Genomic DNA, 19504 nt, shown 5'->3' with positions numbered 1-19504 from the left:
ATTGGCTCCCCTTCGTAATCAGATGTCGACCTCGACGTCGCCGACCGGCGCGCTGATGCACAGCTGGATCGGCTGGTCGGGGTCACTGTCGGTTTCGCCGGTGCGCAGATTGCGCGTGCAGCCGGAGCGGCGTACCGCCGTGCAGGAGAAACAGATCCCCATGCGGCAGCCGTACTCGGGACTCAGTCCGGCGGATTCGGCCTGCTCGAGCAGGCTGGCGCCGTTGTTCTGCGCGCTCAACCCGCTGGCCGAGAAGCTCACCGTGCCATGAGCGTCCACGGTGTCGGCCGGTGCGACCGACAGCGTGAACTCCTCGGTGTGCAGCCGGTCTTCCAGCTGCTCGGCCTGATAGATCGTCCGCACCGCGTCCATCAGCGACTGCGGGCCGCAGACATAGGTCTGCGCGTCGGCGAACCAAGGCGCGACGCGCTCCAGTTCGTCGTAGTCGAAATATCCGCCGGCCTTCGGACGGGCCAGGTCCACCCACGGCGCGCCGGGGTCGACCCGTGGCGCCACGTCCTGCGCCCGATGCGGATACCGCAGCTCGATGCGGAAGTTCGGGTGCCGCTGCGTGATCGCGTCCAGTTCGGCTCGGTGCGGCAGCACCCCGGGCGACTTCGCGTAGTGCAGGAACACGACCTCGCCCGGATGGTTCTCCTCGGCGAGCGTGCGCAGCATGGACAGCACCGGCGTGATGCCGCTGCCGCCGCTGATCAGCAGCATGCGCTTCGGACGCGGCTCGGGCAGGCGGAACACGCCCTCGGCGGGCGTCAGGTCGACCACCATGCCGGGGGCGGCGTGGTGGTAGAGGAACTGCGACACCAAGCCGCCCGGATGCGCCTTCACGGTCAGTTGGATGTGGCGATCCCGACCGCCTTCCGGATTGACCGGCGAATAGCACCGCGTGTGCCGCACGCCATCGATCACCACGCCGATCTGGACGTACTGTCCTGCGACGTGGCCTTTCCACTGCCGGGTCGGGCGCAGCGTGAGCGTCACCGAACCCGGCGCCGAGCGGCGCACATGGGTGATTTCGGCCCGCATGTCCCGCACGGTGAGAGTGGGACGGACCAGCTCCAGATACCGGTCCAGCGGGTGTGGCGAGGTCAGGGTCTGCACCAGGTTGATGAGATCCACCATTGTTCTCCGTGCCTCTTGTCGGGCTGACGACGTGCAATCAATTTTCAGTGCACGTCTGTACACTAAACTAGTGTGACGGATACCCGGGGTTAGGTGTCAACCGGCGAAACGTGTGACTCGAACTACATCTATGGATAGGTCGAATGGTGAACGGATGTATGCTCACCGGAATGAGCGAGCAGGCGGCGACCCGAGGCGAGCGCAAGGAGCGGACCAGGCAGGCACTGCTGGACGGCACCCTCGCGTTGGCCGCGGAGCGCGGATTCGCCGCGCTCAGCCTGCGGGAGATCGCCCGCTCGGCAGGGATCGTGCCGACAGCCTTCTACCGGCATTTCGCGTCGCTGGAGGACCTCGGCGCCACGCTGGTCGATGACGGCGTCACCGCACTGCGGCTGGCGTTGCGCGAAGTCCGCCGCAACGCCGAGGCGAGCCTGTCGGACACGGTGCGATTCGTGTTCGCGCAGGTCGGCCCCAAGCGCGATCTGTTCGGTTTCCTGACCAGGGAGCGCCACGGCGGGTCGGCGGCGCTGCGCACGGCCATCGCGCGGGAGATCCACCTGATCGTGCGGGAACTCGTCGCCGATCTCTCCCGGATCAGGGCCCTGGACTCCTGGACCCCGCGGGACCTGGAAATCGCCGCCGACCTGATGGTCACGACGGTCACCGACGGAATCGCCGCCTACGTGGCGGCGGCGCCGCGCCAGGAGCAGGCGATCATCGACCGCACCGTGCAGCAGATGCGGTTGATCGCACTCGGCATGGGCAGCTGGCGGCCGCCGAACCGGCGCTGATCCGGCGCTCGGCCGCTCGCCGCGGATCTCACGCGGCTGACCGGGGCTCTTCGGCGGCGCCACGGTCCGGCGCGACCGGATCCGGCGACCGCACCGGCAGCAGCACCGCCAGGCCCGCCGCGAGCACGATCAGCAGTCCCGCGATACCCGCGCGGTCGGAGCCGAACAGCCAGACGAACAAGCCGAACAGCGTCGGCGCGAGGAAGGACACCGCGCGCCCCGTTGTCGTGTACAAGCCGAAGAGCTGGCCCTCGCGGCCCGGCGGCGCGAGCCTGGCCAGGAACGAGCGCGCCGACGCCTGCGCGGGACCGACAAAAACGGTGAGCAGCAATCCGAAAATCCAGAACATCAACGGGCCGGACACCACCAGCAGCGCCAGCCCCCACACCAGCATGGCGGCCAGCGACACCACGATGACGACCTTCGGCCCGACCCGGTCGTCGAAGCGTCCCGCGACGATGGCGCCCAGCGCCGCGACGACGTTGGCGGCGATGCCGAACAGCAGCACGTCCGAGTCGGCGATGCCGTAGACCCGTACGGCGAGCACCGCGCCGAAGGTGAACACCCCGGCCAGACCGTCACGGAACACCGCGCTGGCGACCAGGAAACCCACCGTGCGCCGGTCGGTGCGCCACAGCTCACGCAGATCACGCCACAGCACCCGGTAGGAGCCGAGGAATCCGGCGCCCGCCGCGCCGGGATCGGCGTCTGTCCGCGGCATTTCGGGCACCGCGAACAGGACCGGCAGCGCGAACGCGGCGAACCAGACGGCGGCGAGCACGGCGACCAGCCGGATGTTGAGCCCGTCGTCGGTGGGCACACCGAGCAAACCGCGATTGTCGCCGTCACCGGCGATGAAGCCGAAATAGCAGATCAACAGCAAGAAGATGCCACCGAAATAACCCATCGCCCAGCCGAATCCGGAGACGCGGCCGACGGTCTGTGGCGTGGACACCTGCCGCAGCATCGCGTTGTACGGCACGTTCGACAGCTCGAAGCAGGTCGACGCGAACGCCAGCAGCACCAGTCCGAGCCACAGGTCGCGATAGTCGTCGTGTACGAAGAACATCAAGGTCATCGCGGCGATGGTGAGCGCGGTCAGCGCGGCGAGGGAGCGTTTGCGTTTCGCCGAGGCGTCGAAGCGCTGTCCGCTGATCGGCGCCGTCAACGCCACGATCAGGCCCGCGATTCCCAGCGACCACCCGAGCCACGCACTGGCGGAAACACCGCCGGGCAGGTCGTCGCCCACCGTGTCGGTGAGATACACCGAGAACACGAATGTGAGGATCACGGCGTTGAATGCCGAAGACCCCCAATCCCACAGCCCCCACGCCACCACTTGCCCGCGCCCGGCAGCCTGTCCGACCGTCGCCTGAGCGTTCACCTCGGTCATGCCGCGCAGCTTAATGCGCGCGACCGCGTGAGTCCGGCCGAAACCGCATCGACCCGAGCGGAGATGATCAGCGACCCGCCCCCTCGTGACCGGCTCGCCGCGATCCTGGAACACACGTTCCCTATGCACCTAGTTGCATAGTACCGAGTGTCACGACTATCCTCGCCGCATGGCACTCGAGCATGCGCTGCTGGTATCGCTGACCGAGCGCGCCGGCTCGGGATACGAGCTCGCGCGCCGCTTCGACAAGTCCATCGGCTACTTCTGGAGCGCGACCCATCAGCAGATCTATCGCGTCCTCAAGCGCATGGAGGAGTCCGGCTGGGTCGACGGCGAGTCGGTGACGCAGGAGGGCAGGCCGGACAAGAAGGTGTACTCGGTCAGCGAGGCGGGGCGCGCCGAACTCGCGCGCTGGATCGCCGCACCGAGCGACTCCGGCACCCCGCGCAACGAACTCGCGGTGAAGATCCGCGCCGCCGCCTACGGCGACGTCACCGCGTTGCGCGCCGAGGTGGCTCGCCATCGTGACCAGCACGCCCAGCGGCTCGAGCTGTACCGCCACATCGAGAAACGCGACTTCCCCGCCCCGGAACAGCTCACCGGGACGGCCCTGCACCAGTACCTCGTCCTGCGCGCGGGCATCCGCGTGGAGTCGGGGTTCGTCGAATGGTGCGACGAAGTTCTGCAAGCACTGCACCCGCGCGCGTCAGCCCCGCGCGCGGATTGACGGAGAAAGGCGACCTCACCGATGAGTTCCTTCCCCCATTTGTTCGAGCCGCTCGACCTCGGCTTCACCGCGTTGCGCAACCGCGTGGTGATGGGTTCGATGCATACCGGGCTCGAGGACCGGGCCTGGGATACCAACAAGCTGGCCGCCTACTTCGCCGAACGCGCACGCGGCGGCGCGGGCCTGATCATCACCGGCGGCTACGCCCCCAACCGCGCGGGCTGGCTGCTGCCCTTCGGCGCCAAGCTGACCAACAAGACCGAGGCGTACCGGCATCGGGCCATCACCAGAGCCGTGCACGAACACGGCGGCAAGATCGCCATCCAGATCCTGCACGCGGGCCGCTACTCCTACATGCCGGGCAGTGTGTCGGCGTCGTCGATCAAAGCGCCGATCAACCCGTTCCGGCCGCGCGCACTGTCGGTCAAGGGCATCGAGCGCACCATCGATGACTATGCTCGCTGCGCGAAGCTGGCCCAGTTCGCCGGGTACGACGGCTGCGAGATCATGGGCGGTGAAGGCTATTTCATCAACCAATTCCTCGCACCGCGCACCAACAAGCGCACCGACGCGTGGGGCGGTTCGCCGGAGAACCGGCGCCGGATCGCGGTGGAGATCGTGCGCCGCACCCGCGCGGCGGTCGGACCGGACTTCATCATCGTGTTCCGGCTATCCATGGCCGAGCTGGTGGAGAAAGGCCAGACCTTCGACGAGATCGTCGCGCTGGCAAAGGAACTCGAAGCCGCCGGGGTGAACATCCTGAACACCGATATCGGCTGGCACGAAGCGCGGGTGCCCACCATCGTGACCTCGGTGCCCCGCGCTGCCTTCGTCGAGTTCACCGCGAAGATCACCGCGCAGGTGAACATTCCGGTGTGCGCGTCCAACCGGATCAACATGCCCGAGGTGGCCGAGGAGATCCTCACCCGGGGTGACGCGCAGCTCGTCTCGCTGGCCCGGCCCTTCCTCGCCGACCCGGAATGGGTGAACAAGGCCGCGCAAAGTCGCGTCGACGAGATCAACACCTGCATCGCGTGCAACCAGGCCTGCCTGGACCACGCTTTCGTACGCAAGACCGTGTCCTGCCTGCTCAACCCGCGCGCAGGCCATGAGACCGAGCTGAAACTGCTGCCGACCCGCCGCACCAAGCGCGTCGCCGTGGTAGGCGCGGGACCGGCCGGGCTCTCGGCCGCGGTGAACCTCGCCGAACGCGGCCACCGCGTCGAGCTGTTCGAGGCCGACGACAAGATCGGCGGCCAGTTCGACATCGCCCGCCGCATCCCCGGCAAGGAGGAGTTCAACGAATCGATCCGCTACTACAACCGGATGCTCGAGCTCACCGGCGTCACCGTGCATCTGAACAAGCGGGTCGGCGCCGACGAACTCATCGCGGGAGGTTATGACGAGGTGGTGCTCGCCACCGGTGTGCAGCCGCGCATCCCCGACATCCCGGGTATCGACCACCCCATGGTGTTGTCGTACGCCGAACTGGTCCGTGCGGAGAAGCCGGTCGGCAAACGCGTCGCCGTGATCGGCGCGGGCGGCATCGGGTACGACGTGAGCGAATTCCTCACCGTCGAGGGCCATCCCACGCTCAAGCTCGACGAGTGGAAGGAGGAGTGGGGCGTCACCTCCGACGACGAGCAGGTCCGGGGACAGCTCACTGCGCCCAAGCCCGCTCCCGCGGCACGCGAAGTCGTCCTGCTGCAACGTAAGACGACCCCGTTCGGCAAGGATCTGGGCAAGACCACGGGATGGGTCCACCGCGCCGCACTGAAAGCCAAGGGCGTCGAGCAGATCGGCGGCGTGAACTACGAACGCATCGACGACCACGGCCTGCACATCAGCTTCGGGGAGAAACGGCAACGGCCGCAGGTGATCCCGGTCGACAACGTCGTCGTCTGCGCGGGCCAGGAATCCGTGCGCGATCTGGAGGCACCGCTGCGCGCCGCCGGTGTCAGCCTGCATCTCATCGGCGGCGCCGAAATCGCCGCGGAACTGGACGCCAAACGAGCCATCGACCAGGGCACCCGGCTGGCCGCGCGACTCTGACCGGGCCGGGCGGCCACCGTCGGCGTGGCCGCCCACCGCATCGCCTAGGCTGCACCGGGTGAGCCTGCCCTCCCCCACCTCCGAGAACCGCGCGGTCGTCACCGGCGCCTCCTCCGGCATCGGCACCGCGCTCGCCGCCGAACTCGCCGCGCGCGGCTACTCGCTGATCCTGGTCGCCCGCCGCGAAGAACTGCTCACCGAGCTCGCGCAGCGGCTGACCCTGGCCCACGGCATCACCGCCGAGGTACGCCCCGTCGACCTGGCCGACCGCGACCAACGTGGCGCGCTGGTGGAGGAACTGGCCGCCCGCGACATCGCCATCCTGTGCAACAACGCGGGCATCGCGACCTTCGGCGCGGTCGCCGAACTCGATCCGGCCTACGAGCGCGCGCAGATGGAGCTCAATGCCGTCGCGGTGCACGACCTGACCCTGGCCGTGCTGCCCGGCATGCTCGCCCGCGGGGGCGGCGGCATCCTGATCAGCGGTTCGGCCGCGGGCAACATGCCGATCCCGAACAACGCCACCTACGCCGCGAGCAAGGCGTTCGCCAACACCTTCTCCGAGTCGCTGCGCGGCGAGCTGAAGGGCTCCGGCGTGCACGTCACGCTGCTGGCGCCCGGACCGGTGCGCACCGAGACACCGGACCCGGCGGAAGCCTCCATCGTCGACCGGATGGTGCCCGACTTCATGTGGGTCTCCTCGGATGCCACCGCCAAGGTGTCCATCGACGCGCTCGCCCGCAACAAGATGCGCGTGGTTCCCGGCCTGATCAGCAAGGGGATGAGCGTGGCAGGCCAGTACGGCCCGCGCGCGGTCACCGCACCCATCGCGGGCGCGTTCTACAAGAAGCTCGGCAGCTGAGCCGACAAGTCGGTCGGCCTCCGTTCATCGCCGTCCGGTATGGGCACTTCCAAGAAACCGGTACGCGGGGCCGCCCGCGACATCGCCGCTGACCCGCATCCGACCTCGACCGTTCAGCGGCGCCTGGTGCCGAACAGACTGCGGGTGATCTGACGACCGGCCGCGCCGGCGGCCGAACGCAGGAAGCTGCGCACGGCCGGATTCTTCATGATCCGCTCGGCTGCGGACTCCTCCTCCGTGCGGGTCGCGGCACGGCCGGGCACGGAAGCGGGCTCCGGTTCCGGCGCCGCGGCGGCGACTTTCGCGGCGAGCAGTTCATAAGCCGACTCCCGGTCGATGGTCCGGCCGTACTTCGAGGCCAGCGGGCTGGACAAGGCCCGCGATTTGATCGCGTCCGCGCCGATGGTGTCCATCAGTGAACGAGGCGGCCGAATCCTGGTCCATGCCACCGGCGTCGGCGCGCCCTCTTCGGAGAGGACGGTCACGATCGCCTCGCCGGTGCCGAGAGAGGTCAGCGCCTGCTCCAAGTCGTAGACACCGGTCCTGGGGTAGGTGCGGACGGTCTTCGACAGCGCTTTCTGGTCGTCAGGGGTGAACGCGCGCAGCGCGTGCTGAATGCGGGCCCCGAGCTGGGAGAGCACCTGGTTCGGGATGTCGGTGGGCAGCTGGGTGCAGAAGAACACGCCCACGCCTTTGGACCGGATCAGCTTCACGGTCTGCTCCACCTGCTCCGAGAAAGCCTTGGAGGCGTCGGAGAAAAGCAGGTGCGCCTCGTCGAAGATGAAGACCAATTGGGGCTTGTCCACGTCGCCGACCTCCGGCAGCGTCTGGAACAGGTCGGCGAGCACCCACATCAGGAAGGTGGAGAACATCACCGGCCGCGCCGCCTGCGCGCCGAGCTCGAACAGCGTGATCACCCCCTTGCCGTCCACGACCCGCACCAGGTCTGCCGGGTCGAGTTCGGGCTCGCCGAAGAACGTGTCGCCGCCGTCGGCCTCCAGGTTCACCAGGGCTCGCAGGATCACTCCCGCGGTGGCCGCGGAGACCCCGCCGATACCCTTCAGGTCCTGCTTGCCCTCCGGGCTGGTCAGATGGGTGATCACGGCGCGCAGGTCCTTCAGATCCAGCAGCGCGAGGCCGTTTCGGTCGGCCCAGTGGAAGATCAGGCCGAGGGTGGATTCCTGTGTCTCGTTCAGCTCGAGCACCTTGCTCAGCAGCACCGGGCCGAAGGAGCTGATCGTCGCGCGGATCGGGAGCCCGGTCCCGGTGGTGCCCAGCGAGACGAATTCGGTCGGAAAGCCGGTCGGCGCCCATTCCGTGGCGCCGGTCTCCGCGATGCGCGCGGCGAGCTTGTCACTGGGCTGCCCCGGCTCGCACAAGCCGGACAGGTCACCTTTGATGTCGGCCAGCACCACAGGCACCCCGGCGCTCGACAACTGCTCCGCGATGCATTGGAGGGTCTTGGTCTTCCCCGTGCCGGTCGCTCCGGCGACCAGACCGTGCCGGTTCGTCATCCGTATCGGGATACGGACGCGCGCGGTGGGATCCACCGTCCCGTCGACCACGACGGCGCCCAGCTCCAGCGCGGCGCCTTCGAATGCGTAGCCCGCGGCGATCTGCCGCGCGGCGGGCACGTCTTCGCGCTCACCGACCGGTTCGTCGTGTCGCGCGTCGTCCGCCGCGCCGACCGCCGTTCGCTCGGCGAGTTCACGTTCGGCGGCCTCCGCGGCGGCGGCTGCCTCCGCTGCGATGCGCGCCGCTTCGTCGGCGGCCCTGCGCGCCGCGGCGGCCTTCTCCTGAGGGGTGGTCATCGCACGTCCTGTCGTCCGGATTCGGCTCCGACTGCTTTACGCAGTGTTTGCCTGTCACACCGAAACACCATGTGCCGATCTGAGACCAACTGTATCCCTGCCGGTCAGGTTGGAGGGCGCATCGGCAGCTGCGCGATTGCCGTGCCGTACCGCGGGCACGGGACCAGCACCCGGCTAATGTTGCACGAGTGTCCGACAAATACATGGTGTGGATGGATTGCGAGATGACCGGCTTGCGCTTGGACAGCGACAAGCTGATCGAGGTGGCCGCGCTCGTGACCGACAGCGATCTCAACATCCTCGGCGAGGGCGTGGACATCGTCATCCACGCCGACGACGACGCGCTGGCCGCGATGCCCGCGGTCGTCGCCGAGATGCACGCGCGCTCCGGGCTGACCGAGGAGGTCCGTCGCTCCACCGTCACCCTCGAAGAGGCCGAGCAGCGCGTGCTCGACTACATCCGCCAGTACATCCCCACGCCGCGCACCGTGCCGCTGGCCGGTAACTCGATCGCCACCGATCGCGGTTTCATCGCCAGGGACATGCCCCTGCTGGACGCACACCTGCACTACCGGATGGTCGACGTCAGTTCGATCAAGGAGCTGTGCCGCCGCTGGTACCCGCGCATCTACTTCGGCCAGCCGGAGAAAGGCTTGAGCCACCGCGCGCTGGCCGACATCCAGGAGTCCATCCGGGAGCTGGAGTACTACCGGCGTACCGCGTTCGTCGCCCCGCCCGGCCCCTCCACCATCGAGATCGCCGCCATCGCCGCCGAGGTATCCGAGATCACCGTCGAGCGGACCGAATCAGCCCAGGTCAACGGCTCGCCAGAAACCGATTAGGGAGTCGGCGGGTAGACACGCTAATATCTAGCCCGCCGGTTGTTCACCGGCGATGGTGAGCGTAGTTCAGTTGGTAGAGCACCAGGTTGTGATCCTGGCTGTCGCGGGTTCGAGTCCCGTCGCTCACCCCAGTGGCCCGGGTGGCTCCGAGAGATCGGAGCCACCCGGGCCTTTTTTCTTTCCCCGGAAACGCCGAACGGGCCACCGGATTCGCTCCGGTGGCCCGTTCGGCGTCTGTCTTCGGCTCAGCGATTGTCGTCCGCGTTGCCCGCCTTCCAGACCGACCACGGAATGTTCCAGTCACCCAGCCCGTCTACGCCGGACAAGGTGCCGCCCACCGTGTTCTTCACGATCGTGATGTCACCGCGCTTGGCGTTCTGATAGACCCACTGCGCGTTCGCCGGACTGAGGTTCAGGCAGCCATGACTGGTGTTGCTGTAGCCCTGCGCACCGACCGACCACGGCGCCGAGTGGAAGAAGATGCCGCTGTAGGACAGCCGCGTGGCGAAGTCCACCGGCGTCCGGTACCCGTCTGCCGAGTTGACCGCTACGCCGTAGGTGGAGGAATCCATGATGATCTTCTCGTGCCGGTCGGCGACGATGTAGATGCCGTTGTCGGTGGGCGTGCTGTCCTTGCCCATCGAGGTCGGCATGGTCCGGATCACCTGACCGTTCTGCTCGACGGTCACCTGCTTGGTGTCGTCGTCGGCGGTGAAGATCACCGCGTCGCCGATGGTGAAGAACGAGTGGATGTTGTCCTGGCCGTACAGACCGTTACCGAGATCACGCCCATAGACGTTCACGTCGATGGTGACTTTCGTCCCCGGAGCCCAGAAATGCTCCGGCCGCCACCGCACCTCGCGGTTGTTCACCCAGTAGAACGCGCCCTCGACCGGCGGCTCGGTGGTGATTTTGATCGCGGACTGCGCGGCCTTGCGGTCGGGAATGTTCTCGTCGAACTGGATGGCCACCGGCTGGCCGATACCGACCACCTCCCCCTCACCCGGGATCAGGTAGGGCTTGGTCTGGTTTCCGGGCGAGCTCGTGGTGAAGCTCAGCGTCGCCGAGTTCGCGCCGCCGAGCCCGATCGCGTCGGCCTTCAGACGGTAGGTCTTGCCGTAGCCGAGTACCTCGGTGGTCTCCCACGATCGCCCGTCGGCGGCGAGCCTGCCGTTCACCGACTTGCCCTGGGGGCTGGTCAACGTCACATCGGTGAACTTGCCGTCCTCCACCTTGAACGCCATCGGGACGCCCGGCGAGACGCCGACCTCCCCGTCCTTCACCGGCGACAGCAGCTTGGGCTTGATCAATTCGGTGATGGGGTTGCGGTCGATGGCCACCTGCGCCGCATCGGTGGCGTCGGATGCCGAACATCCCGTCAACGCCAGTGCTGCGACGGCGACGACGATCACCGGCCCCGCGATCTTGCGCATCGACCACCGTGCGGCCGGCTTGCGCCGACCCTGACCACCAATCATCTCCAACCCCGTTTCAAAGTCTCGGTGCTCCAGGACACACCGATGGCTTCGGATGGACCGCCACGCCCTCACCCCGCCGTGCAGCGGGCGGTCTCAACCACAATCGGACATTCTGCCAGTGCGTCACGTCCAGGCCAATGTGAACACCACGTCCGTCACTGCAGCGTTACAACCGATAGATCAACTCCGCGCGCCTGGGCGTTACGGCTGGTCCACCTGGCGAGAAGCCGGCACATCAGGGCCGGTCAGGACACGATTTCACTTCTGCGGGGCAGGCCTGTTAAGGTTTGTGCCGCACCGGAACACGGAGCAGGCGCCATTAGCTCAATTGGCAGAGCAGCTGACTCTTAATCAGCGGGTTCGGGGTTCGAGTCCCTGATGGCGCACTTCACAAGAACCGTGCCCTTGCCAGTCATCGGCTGGCAAGGGCACGGTTTTTTGTCTCCGGATCGCCCGCAGTCCCGTGACATCGCCGTGACCTGCGCCTTTTCTCAGAAGCACCAGCTGTCTCAATTCAGACACCAATACGCGCGCTCCGCCGCTGAATCCAGGCAATACAGCCGAAAACTTCTGTGATCTATAGCACAAGAGGTTTAGCAGCAAACTCCCAGGTTGGATAACGATTCGACAACGCGGTCCTGAGCTTTCCAAGATCGACGGCGCCTGTCGTTCGAAATCTGTTTACCTTCCGTTCACCAAGCGTGACCATTCTGCAATCAGGTCACAAAGCGACCTGAAGTTTGGTCAGCCCGAGGAGTTGTAGACACCGATTCGGTAACGATCACACGGAAGGCGGCAGCCAACCCCCGTGATCGGCGGAGCGGAATCCGGCAACGGACCCGCAATCCCATACTTCCGCCCCATTTCTTCGCATCGAGGATGCGAAGTCCCGCGCGACACCGCGGCCGAGCCCCACCGAGGGCGGTCCGGCGCCGCACGCACGAAGCGTGTCGCGTTCCGGGGACACGAACGGTCCCCCACAACAAAACCACACAACAGCACATGGCCGTTTCGGCGCACGCCTCTGAGCGTACGCCGCAGGATCCGTGCTGCCCGAACGCGGCCGGATCGAGTAAGTCCCCGACCAAGGAACCGATTCGCAATGCCTGACAGACGCCCTTCCGCCCTTCGCCGTCCCTCGCTACGCGAGACCGTCACCGTCGCCGCCGCGGCCGCGGGTGTCGTTGCCGTAGCCGCCTGCTCCGCGTCGTCCGTCGCCGACAACAGCGTCCCGTCTCGCATCGCCATGGTGGCCGAGCAGCAGGCCGCCGCCGCGCCCGCTCCGGTCGCCGCGCCGGTCGCAGAGGCGATCCCCGCGCCGCTGCCCGCCCCCGCCCCTGCTCCCGCGCCCGCTCCCCTCCCGGAGCCGGTTCCGGCTCCGCTGCCCGTCCCCGCCCCGCCGGTCTACGCGAACAACCTCGACGGCTGGATCCGCCAGGCGCTCGACATCATGCGGGCCAACAACATCCCGGGCACCTACGAGGGCATCCACCGCAACATCATGCGCGAGTCGACCGGTAACCCCCAGGCCATCAACCTGTGGGACTCCAACGCCGCCGCGGGCATCCCGTCCAAGGGCCTGCTGCAGGTGATCGACCCCACCTTCGCCGCCTACCACGTCCCCGGCACGCCCTTCGACGTCTGGGATCCGGTCGCCAACATCGTCGCCGCCTGCAACTACGCCGCGCACCGCTACGGCTCGATGGACAACGTCAACAGCGCGTACTGAGTCCGCACGCACGCAGCCTCTCCGCCGCCGGGGAGGCTGCGGCGCCTTCCGGGCCGGTCGGCTAGGGTCGACGCACCTACGACCCCGTGGACGTGCCATGACCGACTACGCACACAGCGACGCGGCGGCCAAGAGCCGCGCCGAGAAAGCGCGGCGGCTGGCGAGCTACCTCTGGCAGCGCGGCATCACCGGAGCCGAGGTGCTCGCGATGCCCGCACCCGTCCGGCGCAAACTGGCCAGAGCCGCCGAAACCAATCCGCCGAGCACGGACGAGACCTGGGCTACGGTGGCGAAGCTGCTGGCGGAGAAGGACGAGTGGGCCGCCCGCCATCAGGAGCATCCTTCGGCCCGGCGTGAGCACACCGACGAGAAGCTGCTCTGGGTGAAGCCGCCGATCACACCGTGGTCCTGAGCGTCGGCGAAAACCCTTCCCGCAGAACGCGTTCCACGTCTACTACAGACTTCCGTAGAGTGGTGTCATGTATCCGCCGATCCGGCCGTCGCCATGACCGAGCGCAAGCCGCCGAAGCAGACTTTCGAATCGTGGGTCGACAAGCAGATCCACGAGGCGGCCGAGCGCGGCGAGTTCGACAACCTGCCCGGCACCGGCAAGCCGATTCCCGGAGCGGGCACAGCTTCTGACGAGGACTGGTGGCTGCGCGGTTATCTGCGTCGCGAAGGGGTCAGCGGAGACGCGCTGTTACCGCCGTCGCTGTTACTGCGGCGCGATATCGAGCACCTGTCCGAGGACGTGCGTGAGCTGACCACCGAACGCCAAGTGCGTGCGGCGGTGAGCGAACTCAACAAACGCATCGTGGATTGGCTGCGCATGCCGGAAGGACCGTTCGTTCCGATCGCGCCGGTGAACGCCGACGAGATCGTCGCCCAGTGGCGGATCACGCGCTCGGCCGCGGAGCCGAAGCGCGAGCAACCCGGCAGCGCGACCACAGCGTCCTCTCCAGCGCTGTCCGACGAGGCCGGGCCGCGTCTGCGCCGCCGATGGCGGCGCCGATGGCGGCGCGGCGGCGAACCCGAATAGCTCGCGTCCGGTACGCACCGGCCGATCAGGCCCCCAGTTCGGTCACCTGCTCGACCTCGGCGACCACCTTGTCCGCCAGCGCGCGCAGCGCTCGCGCCTCACCCGGCGTCAGCGGCTCGATGAAGACGCGGCGGACCAGATCGACGTGGTTGGGCGCGGCCCGCTCCAGCGCGACGCGCCCTTCCGGTGTGAGTTGGACGATGATGCCGCGGGCATCCTCCTCGGCGGGCCGCCGCTCGACCAGTCCGCGAGCGTCCATCCTGGCCAGATGCTTGGACAACCGGCTCTTCTCCCAGCACACATCGGCGGCCAGTTCCTTGGCGCGCAAACACCCGTTGGGCGCCGCCGACAACGCCACCATCAATTCGTAGTCCGCCAGGGACAGGCCGTCCTCGGCCAGCCCGGCGGAAATCGCCCCATCCAAACGCTGGCGCAGCCGCACATAGGCCTGCCAGGTCGCCTGCTCGTCGTCACTCAACCACCGGACCATGGGAATGAAGTGTAGTCACGGTTGGTTGACATGGACACCAAATCTCGAGGAGGTCCCGATGCCCGCCGTCACCGTTCCCGACATCATGGTTTTGCCACGCCTGCCCCGTTCCGACGCGACCTCGCGTGCGCGGCAGGTCCGCACCGTGGTCACCGCGCACAAACAGCGCGAAGGCGCGGGGTTCGAGGTGCGCAGGCCCTTCCCCAGCATGGATCTGCGCACCGCCGATCCCTTCATCCTGCTCGACCAGATGGGCCCCGTCGCCTACGAACCATACGAGGCGAAGGGCGCGCCCTGGCATCCGCATCGCGGCTTCGAGACGGTCACCTACATGCTCGACGGCACCATGGTGCACCACGACTCACAGGGCGGAGGCGGCGTCATCGGCGAGGGCGACACCCAATGGATGACCGCGGGCTCCGGCATCCTGCACGACGAGGTCCCGCCGGAGGAAATGGTCGCCTCCGGCGGCTGGTTCCACGGCATCCAGCTCTGGGTGAACCTGCCGCGCGCGCTCAAGTTCGCGGCACCGCGCTACCAGGACCTGCGCGCCCGCGAACTGACCCTGGTGAGTTCACACGACGGCGGCGCGCTGGTCCGGCTCATCGCCGGAGACGTCGGCGGATTCACCGGGCCCGGTTCGACCTACACCCCGATCGCCTACGCACACGCCTCGCTCACTCCCGGCGGCCTACTCGAAACCCCATGGCCGCAAGACTTTACGGCCATGGCGTACGTGCTGTCCGGTAGCGGCACGGTGGGACGGGAGCGCAGGCCGCTGGGCGAAGGTCAGCTGGCGGTCTTCGGCGGCGGCGACTCGATCACCGTGACAGCCGATGCGCGCCAAGACAATCGGACCGGCGCGCTCGAGGTGTTGCTGCTCGGCGGACAGCCGATCCGGGAACCGGTAGTGCAGTACGGGCCGTTCGTGATGAACACCCGCGCGGAGATCATCGACGCGATGGAGGACTACCAGGCCGGACGCATGGGAAACATCCCGGCAGAGCACATCCGCGCCATCGGGACGACCGCATGAAAGGCGTCGGGGGGGCAGATCCCCTAATGCCCTAGTTCCATCCCCCCGAGGTTGACAAGAGCGCGGCCCGTCACAACAGTGGATGCGGCGTCCGGTCGGACGCCGCATCCACCGCAGCAACCACATAGAGGAATACATGAACGTTCGCCGGCTCTCCGTCAGCGCGGCCGTCGCGGGACTGACCTTTCTCGCGGCTCCCGCCGCCCTAGCCGCCCCCCCATCCGGATCCGCCGGAACCGGCTCGTCGGCCGTCGACACCGGCTCGGCCGCGACCGGCTCGGCCGGTCTGTCGCAGACCGGTTCGGCCGGTGGCGCCTTCGCCAACTGCGACGACGCCCGCAACGCCGGCCGTGCGCCGCTGTTCCGCGGCGAACCGGGCTACGGCCCGCACCTGGATCCCGACGGCGACGGCTTCGCCTGCCCGACGGTCTGAACCGACCGCGAAACGACGACACCCGGTGGGCAGCGCCACACCGGGTGTCGTCGTTTCCACAGCTCAGCGGAAGATCTTGAGCAGCGCCAGCCCGACGAACAGGGCTGCGGCGCCGATCAGGCTGTATTTCACCTTCGGCTCGTTGAGCTTCGCGACCACGATGTGCTTGGTGTCGTCCGCGATGCGGTGCGGATCCGCGCGTACCGCGAGTTCGTCGAGCGTGCTCGCCAGCCGAGTGCGGGCGGCCTCGATCTCCTGCTCGATCCGCTCGGTATCCCTTGCCACGTTCCACCCTCCTGTTGTCGATTGCCGCACCGGGCCACGAACCGGGGCCGCATGCTCGGCCGTTCGCGGAGCACCCAGGGCTCGCGGACGAGTGTATCCGCCCTCACCTCGCGCCATCCGGCCGCGCGAAGATCTCTTGTCCGGGCGTTCGGATACCGTGCTGGAGGTGACCACCAACCAACGACTCTCCCGCGGCGACACCGCCCCCGACTTCACGCTTTCCGACGCCGACGGCAAGAACGTCTCGTTGTCCGACTACCGCGGTCGCAAGGTGATCGTGTACTTCTACCCCGCCGCGAGCACGCCCGGCTGCACCAAGCAAGCCTGCGACTTCCGCGACAACCTGGCCGATCTGGACGGCGCGGGCATCGACGTCGTGGGCATCTCGCCGGACAAGCCCGCCAAGCTGGCCAAGTTCCGCGACGCCGAGCGATTGACCTTCCCGCTGCTGTCGGATCCCGACCGCACCGTGCTCACCGCGTGGGGCGCGTACGGCGAGAAGACGATGTACGGCAAGACGGTCGTCGGCGTCATCCGCTCGACCTTTCTGGTGGACGAAGCGGGCGAGATCGCCGTCGCGCAGTACAACGTCCGCGCCACCGGCCACGTCGCCAAGTTGCGCCGCGACCTGTCGGTGTAGCCGACCGGCAGCGAAAAGCCCGGCGCCGCAGGGGCGCCGGGCCGAAGTCGAGATGCCGCTGGACAGGCTCAGGCCTGCAGTACCTGCTGCGCGGCCCATTGCGCCATCAAACGCAGATGCTCGTCCCACCAGTCCGCGGCTTCCGGAGTGAACACGGCAGGTGGTGGAGCCTCACCAGGGAAGAGCAGCGCGCCGTCGGGCGCGCCCACCACGCGATCGGACGGGACTCCAGTACCCGGCACCAGCGGCGCCGTGGCATCGGTCTCAGCCTCCTCCGTGGCATCGGTCTCGGCTTCCTCCGTGGCGTCGGCGGCCACCAGCGGAAGCGGATGATTGCGCGTGGCAGCACCCCAGCGCTGTTCCAGACCCTCTTCGGTCGCGATGCCATCGGCGCCGGAGCCGAGCGGCCCGCCGAACGAGCCATGCCCGTGCGTGGTGCCTGGCCGGGCCGGATCTCCCGCCTGCGCCGCACCGGCGTCCTCGACCCGGGAGTCCGCCATGACGACGGTGGGCATCGAGCGGGAGGAGTCGTTGAGCATGTAACTCCCGCCGACGACCATTCCGCTGGCCAGCACACCGGCGGCGGCGAACACCGCGACCCCGCCGCGCGCACGCTGTGGCTCGCTCAACGACTCGCCATAGCTGTCCTGCTCGAGTCGCGCGCTCAATGCCGCACCCGCCGCGGACGCGAAAGCGGCCACCGTACAAGGGATCACCGGTGCGCCGAATTCCTCGACGGCCGTCAGCACCGCCGACGCGGCGCCCGCCGAGCCGATCAGCGCCACCGCGTCCGGCCGCGCCGCGGCCGCATCCAACTGTTCCCACGCCGCCGCGACGCCCATGCCGAGCGACCGCGGCGTAGCCCGGCCCGCCTGCCCCACCGCGGCCAGCACCCGCCGGCGGCCGCGGTCGACCAGGGTGAACGCCTGGTATCCGGGCACCACCTCGCAGATCAGCAAGTTGTCGTAGGCATCGAGCCACGTCATCATGCTCGCCACGCTCAGATGAGCCGACTTCGCCGAGACCATCGAGGCGCTGTGCCACGGACCGGCCGCCAACCGCGTCACGATGGCCCGCCGCTCCGCGGCATCCCGATAGACCACCGCCACGCCGCCGACCTCTCGATCCGCCTCCAGCCCCGCGGCCAGGGCGTTGAGCGCGGTCTCGACCGCCGCGGCCACGTCCGCCTTGCCGTCGCCGTCGGTTCGCACCACCCGGCGCAGCAGTACCCGGTCGGCCAGTTTCTCGCCCTCGGCGAGGGCCACCGCGTGCACGGCTCCTCGTTCGGTGGAAACGCCGAGAGTCACCACAGATTCAGCCACCACTGATCACGCCTTCCCTCTGCGCATTGACCGAGCTCACGGACTTGCCGAAAGCCATGAGCCCCATGGATTCCCCTGCTCGGAACACACGTCGCGATGCACGCGCGCTCGGTATAGGTTCGGCACCACATCGGCCACGGATGGGTAGCGATAAGCGAGACGCCTGGACACGAACAGCGGATGCGCGTATCGCCCGCTTGTCCCTACCGTTAGCCTGGAGGCGTGGAAGTACGCGCGGAGGCCAGGTCGAAGCACCGTCTGGACCCTGCGTTGGAGCTGCAGGACGACCCACAGGAGCTCATGCCGCGACGCCGGCCGACGCAGGAACGCAGCAAACGCAAGTTCGACGCCTTACTGCAGGCGTCGAGGGAACTGCTCGTCGAGGTCGGTTTCGAGTCGTTCACCTGTGAGGAGGTGGCGGCCAGGGCCGAGGTGCCGATCGGCACGCTGTATCAGTTCTTCGCCAACAAGTACGTCATCGTCTGCGAGCTGAACCGTCAAGACCTGGTTGCCGTTTCCCAGGAGCTGGCCGACTTCCACGGTGAGATCCCGTCGCTGGACTGGCTGCGGCACATGAACCAGTTCGTCGACCACTTGGCCAACCTCTGGATGACCGACCCGTCCCGGCGGGAAGTGTGGCTGGCCATGCAGTCCACCCCCTCCACCCGGGCCACGGGCGCGATCCACGAGAAGCAGTTCGCCGAGGTCGTGTCCCAGATGCTGCGGCCGCTCACACCGCGCACCCCGCGCGCGCGGCGCACCATGATGGCCGAAGTGCTGGTGCACGTGGTCTATTCCATGCTCAATTTCTCGGTGCAGGACGAGCAGAGCAGCGCCGAAGCCGTCGCCGAACTCAAGCGGCTGATGGTCGCCTACCTGCTCGTCGCGGAGAAGGAATCACGTACCGGCAGCGAACGATAGCGGGTGGCCCCGGCGGGAACCGGGACCACCGCGCGGCTCAACCCGCGCTGTCGCGGCCTTCGATGAGGTCGGCCAGCTCCCCCGGGTCCTCGAGCACCACCATCGCGGCGGCGGTGTCGCCGTCGTGCGTCAACGACAGGTGAACCCTTACCCGGGGCAGGAATTCGGCGGCCAGGCCGTGCAGCTTGATGCTCGGCCTGCCCCACGCGTCGTTGACCACCTCGATCAGCGGATAGGGGTTGTCCCCGATCTGCGGACGGCGGGCGAACCGCGACGATGCCCAAGCTTTGAGCACCGCCTCCTTCGCCGCCCACCGCGCCGCGTAGCTGCGCGCCGGGTCGGTGCCTTTGCTCTGGCAGTAGCGCCGCTCTCCCGCGGTGAAGCTTTCCCGGAGCATGGTCGTACCGGCGCGTTCGAGCTGTTCGGCGAACTCGGAGATGGTCACCAAGTCCAAGCCGATACCGAGGATCGTCATAGGCGGGCAGCCTACGGCGTGCTCGACGAGCGCGGGCG

At 68.0% G+C, this 19504-nt stretch carries 20 protein-coding genes and 2 tRNA genes; 14 read left to right on the top strand and 8 right to left on the bottom strand.

Going from position 1 to position 19504, the window contains the following annotated elements; genetic code table 11:
* Positions 1-18 precede the first annotated feature (18 nt).
* Positions 19-1140: a ferredoxin reductase gene (locus tag M8859_RS25740; protein ID WP_195071521.1), complete on the bottom strand. Its 1122-nt coding sequence runs from the start codon at positions 1138-1140 to the stop codon at positions 19-21.
* 170 nt (positions 1141-1310) lie between these two features.
* Here M8859_RS25740 and M8859_RS25735 point away from each other — a divergent pair, with 170 nt between their 5' ends.
* Positions 1311-1931, top strand: a complete 621-nt coding sequence (locus tag M8859_RS25735) for a TetR family transcriptional regulator (RefSeq protein WP_223518018.1) — start codon at positions 1311-1313, stop codon at positions 1929-1931.
* 28 nt (positions 1932-1959) lie between these two features.
* Here M8859_RS25735 and M8859_RS25730 read toward each other — a convergent pair whose 3' ends face one another.
* Positions 1960-3324 carry an MFS transporter gene (locus tag M8859_RS25730; protein ID WP_159924154.1) on the bottom strand — a complete coding sequence of 455 codons (1365 nt, stop codon included), beginning with the start codon at positions 3322-3324 and terminating at the stop codon, positions 1960-1962.
* 169 nt (positions 3325-3493) lie between these two features.
* On the opposite strand from M8859_RS25730, the gene M8859_RS25725 reads away from it, so the two are divergent.
* From M8859_RS25725 to cmrA, 3 genes are read left to right on the top strand one after another with little or no spacing between them, the layout of a single operon-like run.
* On the top strand, positions 3494-4051 hold the full coding sequence (locus tag M8859_RS25725; RefSeq protein ID WP_159924156.1) for a PadR family transcriptional regulator: 558 nt from the start codon (positions 3494-3496) through the stop codon (positions 4049-4051).
* Between the two features lie 21 nt (positions 4052-4072).
* Positions 4073-6103, top strand: a complete 2031-nt coding sequence (locus M8859_RS25720; protein ID WP_249644925.1) for an NADPH-dependent 2,4-dienoyl-CoA reductase — start codon at positions 4073-4075, stop codon at positions 6101-6103.
* Between the two features lie 58 nt (positions 6104-6161).
* Positions 6162-6965 carry a mycolate reductase gene (gene cmrA / locus M8859_RS25715; protein WP_159924160.1) on the top strand — a complete coding sequence of 268 codons (804 nt, stop codon included), beginning with the start codon at positions 6162-6164 and terminating at the stop codon, positions 6963-6965.
* A 113-nt stretch (positions 6966-7078) separates the two neighbouring features.
* Here the strand turns inward: cmrA and M8859_RS25710 are convergent, their stop codons facing one another.
* Positions 7079-8776, bottom strand: a complete 1698-nt coding sequence (locus tag M8859_RS25710) for a helicase HerA-like domain-containing protein (protein ID WP_249644924.1) — start codon at positions 8774-8776, stop codon at positions 7079-7081.
* A 203-nt stretch (positions 8777-8979) separates the two neighbouring features.
* Between M8859_RS25710 and orn the strand changes: the two genes are divergently transcribed.
* Positions 8980-9618 carry an oligoribonuclease gene (gene orn, locus M8859_RS25705; protein ID WP_283780061.1) on the top strand — a complete coding sequence of 213 codons (639 nt, stop codon included), beginning with the start codon at positions 8980-8982 and terminating at the stop codon, positions 9616-9618.
* 55 nt (positions 9619-9673) lie between these two features.
* Positions 9674-9749: transfer RNA gene (locus M8859_RS25700), tRNA-His, on the top strand.
* 114 nt (positions 9750-9863) lie between these two features.
* Here the strand turns inward: M8859_RS25700 and M8859_RS25695 are convergent.
* On the bottom strand, positions 9864-11096 hold the full coding sequence (locus M8859_RS25695) for a L,D-transpeptidase (protein WP_159924166.1): 1233 nt from the start codon (positions 11094-11096) through the stop codon (positions 9864-9866).
* 313 nt (positions 11097-11409) lie between these two features.
* On the opposite strand from M8859_RS25695, the gene M8859_RS25690 reads away from it, so the two are divergent.
* From M8859_RS25690 to M8859_RS25675, 4 genes are all read left to right on the top strand, one after another.
* Positions 11410-11482, top strand: a tRNA-Lys gene (locus M8859_RS25690).
* A gap of 716 nt (positions 11483-12198) precedes the next feature.
* On the top strand, positions 12199-12825 hold the full coding sequence (locus tag M8859_RS25685; RefSeq protein WP_159924168.1) for a transglycosylase SLT domain-containing protein: 627 nt from the start codon (positions 12199-12201) through the stop codon (positions 12823-12825).
* 97 nt (positions 12826-12922) lie between these two features.
* On the top strand, positions 12923-13237 hold the full coding sequence (locus tag M8859_RS25680; protein WP_159924170.1) for a hypothetical protein: 315 nt from the start codon (positions 12923-12925) through the stop codon (positions 13235-13237).
* Positions 13238-13330: 93 nt separating this feature from the next.
* Entirely contained in the window at positions 13331-13864 is a 534-nt protein-coding gene (locus M8859_RS25675; RefSeq protein ID WP_249644923.1) for a DnaJ family domain-containing protein, read from the top strand.
* A 25-nt stretch (positions 13865-13889) separates the two neighbouring features.
* On the opposite strand, the gene M8859_RS25670 is transcribed toward M8859_RS25675, so the two are convergent.
* Entirely contained in the window at positions 13890-14354 is a 465-nt protein-coding gene (locus M8859_RS25670) for a MarR family winged helix-turn-helix transcriptional regulator (RefSeq protein ID WP_159924182.1), read from the bottom strand.
* Between the two features lie 58 nt (positions 14355-14412).
* Between M8859_RS25670 and M8859_RS25665 the strand changes: the two genes are divergently transcribed.
* Together M8859_RS25665 and M8859_RS25660 are read left to right on the top strand one after the other, a co-directional pair.
* Positions 14413-15390, top strand: a complete 978-nt coding sequence (locus M8859_RS25665; RefSeq protein WP_159924184.1) for a pirin family protein — start codon at positions 14413-14415, stop codon at positions 15388-15390.
* 136 nt (positions 15391-15526) lie between these two features.
* Positions 15527-15823, top strand: a complete 297-nt coding sequence (locus M8859_RS25660; RefSeq protein WP_040865425.1) for an excalibur calcium-binding domain-containing protein — start codon at positions 15527-15529, stop codon at positions 15821-15823.
* A gap of 63 nt (positions 15824-15886) precedes the next feature.
* On the opposite strand, the gene M8859_RS25655 is transcribed toward M8859_RS25660, so the two are convergent.
* The gene (locus M8859_RS25655; protein ID WP_159924186.1) at positions 15887-16108 is read right to left on the bottom strand and encodes a DUF3618 domain-containing protein; all 222 of its coding nucleotides are present in this window, start codon (positions 16106-16108) and stop codon (positions 15887-15889) included.
* Positions 16109-16274: 166 nt separating this feature from the next.
* Between M8859_RS25655 and bcp the strand changes: the two genes are divergently transcribed.
* Positions 16275-16748, top strand: a complete 474-nt coding sequence (bcp, locus tag M8859_RS25650) for a thioredoxin-dependent thiol peroxidase (protein ID WP_159924188.1) — start codon at positions 16275-16277, stop codon at positions 16746-16748.
* Between the two features lie 68 nt (positions 16749-16816).
* Here the strand turns inward: bcp and M8859_RS25645 are convergent, their stop codons facing one another.
* Entirely contained in the window at positions 16817-18073 is a 1257-nt protein-coding gene (locus M8859_RS25645) for a hypothetical protein (RefSeq protein ID WP_159924190.1), read from the bottom strand.
* A 297-nt stretch (positions 18074-18370) separates the two neighbouring features.
* Here M8859_RS25645 and M8859_RS25640 point away from each other — a divergent pair, with 297 nt between their 5' ends.
* A complete protein-coding gene (locus tag M8859_RS25640; RefSeq protein WP_223522150.1) occupies positions 18371-18991 on the top strand; it encodes a TetR/AcrR family transcriptional regulator in 621 nt (206 codons plus the stop codon).
* Positions 18992-19028: 37 nt separating this feature from the next.
* On the opposite strand, the gene acpS is transcribed toward M8859_RS25640, so the two are convergent.
* Entirely contained in the window at positions 19029-19466 is a 438-nt protein-coding gene (acpS, locus tag M8859_RS25635) for a holo-ACP synthase AcpS (protein ID WP_043721202.1), read from the bottom strand.
* Between the last annotated feature and the right edge of the window lie 38 nt (positions 19467-19504).

Source organism: Nocardia sputi (assembly GCF_023501985.1).
Note: the sequence above shows the minus strand (reverse complement) of the source record. Positions and strands in the feature narration are given on the sequence as shown.